General features: G+C 69.4%; 1 protein-coding gene. It reads left to right on the top strand.

Annotated elements, in window-relative coordinates; translation table 11 throughout:
* A partial coding sequence (locus BIV23_RS44920) for an ISL3 family transposase (protein ID WP_177240269.1) occupies positions 1-1,405 on the top strand: 1,405 nt, incomplete at its 5' end.
* Positions 1,406-1,464: the final 59 nt, after the last annotated feature.

Below are 1,464 nucleotides of genomic sequence, written 5' to 3'. Positions count from 1 at the left end.
GGGCCGCCCGGTGCTGATCAGTCTGATGGTGCGGCGGTTGTTCTGTGACAGTGCGGACTGCGGTCGGCGGACGTTTGCCGAGCAGGTGGAGGGGCTGACGGTGCGCTATCAGCGTCGCAGTCCGCTGCTGCAGCATCTGGTCGAGATGGCCGGGGTGCTGCTCGCCGGCCGTGGCGGGGCCCGGCTCCTGCACATCTTGAACACGCCGTTGTCGCGGACGAGTGTGCTGTTCCAGTTGATGCGCATGGGACTTCCGTCGGCCGCGACACCGCGGGTGCTGGGCGTGGATGACTTCGCGTTGTACGCGGACATCTACGGCACGCTGCTCGTGGATGCCGACAGGCGGCTGCCGATCGAGTTGTGGGCCGGGCGCGATGCCGAGCAGCTGGCCTCCTGGCTGCGTGCGCATCCCGGCGTCGAGGTGGTGTGCCGGGACGGTTCGCTGGTCTACCGGCAGGGCATCACCGAGGGAGCCCCGGACGCGGTGCAGGTCAGCGACCGTTTTCACCTGTGGCAGGGGCTGTCGAAGCGGGTCTCGGACATCGCCGCGGCCCACCGCGGCTGCCTGGCCGCCGCAGTACCTGAACCCGAACCGGCCCCACCGCCGTCGGACGAACCGTGCGAGGCAGCCGAGACTGCCGCCCGCCGTCACGCGAAGCGACTGTTCGAGACCGTCCAGGGATACACCGGCACGGCCCGCAGTCTCAGCGCGATAGCCCGCGAACTCGGCTTGAACCGCCGCACCGTGGCCAAGTACGCACGCGCTGCCTGCTGGCAGGAGTGCGTACGGCGCACTCCGCCCCGCCGATCCACGAGTCTCGACCCGTATCTGGAGTATCTGAGGCAGCGGTGGGAGGAAGGCGAGCACACTGCGACCGTGCTGCACCAGGAGATTGCCGCCAAGGGCTACCGCGGCCACTACCAACGGGTCAAGATGGCCATCGCGCCGCTACGCCGCGGTCTGCCGATCGACACACCGCGCGAGCGGCCACCCTCGCCCCGCCAGGTCGCCCGGTGGATCACCACCACACCGCCCCGGCGCGGCCTGCACGGCACCGAGGCACTCCGTCGGCTGCTGCAACACTGCCCGGAGCTCGACCAAACCCACACTCTGGTAAGGCAGTTCGCGGCCATGCTTGATGCCCGCGACGCCGCCCCGCTGCCGGACTGGCTCGACCAACTCGCGGCCTCTGGCCTGTCTGCCTTGGCGAGCCTGGCCAACGCCATCCGCGAAGACCAGCTGGCAGTCGTGCAGGGGATCACCGCCCCGTTCAACTCCGGCGTCAACGAAGGCCGCATCACGGATCTGAAGCTCCAGAAACGGATCATGGCCGGCCGCGCCGGAGTTCCGCTCCTGCGCCACCGCGTCATCGTCATGGCCCACCTCCGACGCCGCTACCCGTGACGGAGCGTCACCGGCGCACGGTGGCACAGCCCCGTTTCACGAAAATCTTGCCAGGGCCA

It is taken from the genome of Streptomyces monashensis (genome assembly GCF_001866665.1).
GTDB lineage: Bacteria > Actinomycetota > Actinomycetes > Streptomycetales > Streptomycetaceae > Streptomyces > Streptomyces monashensis.
Note: the sequence above shows the minus strand (reverse complement) of the source record. Positions and strands in the feature narration are given on the sequence as shown.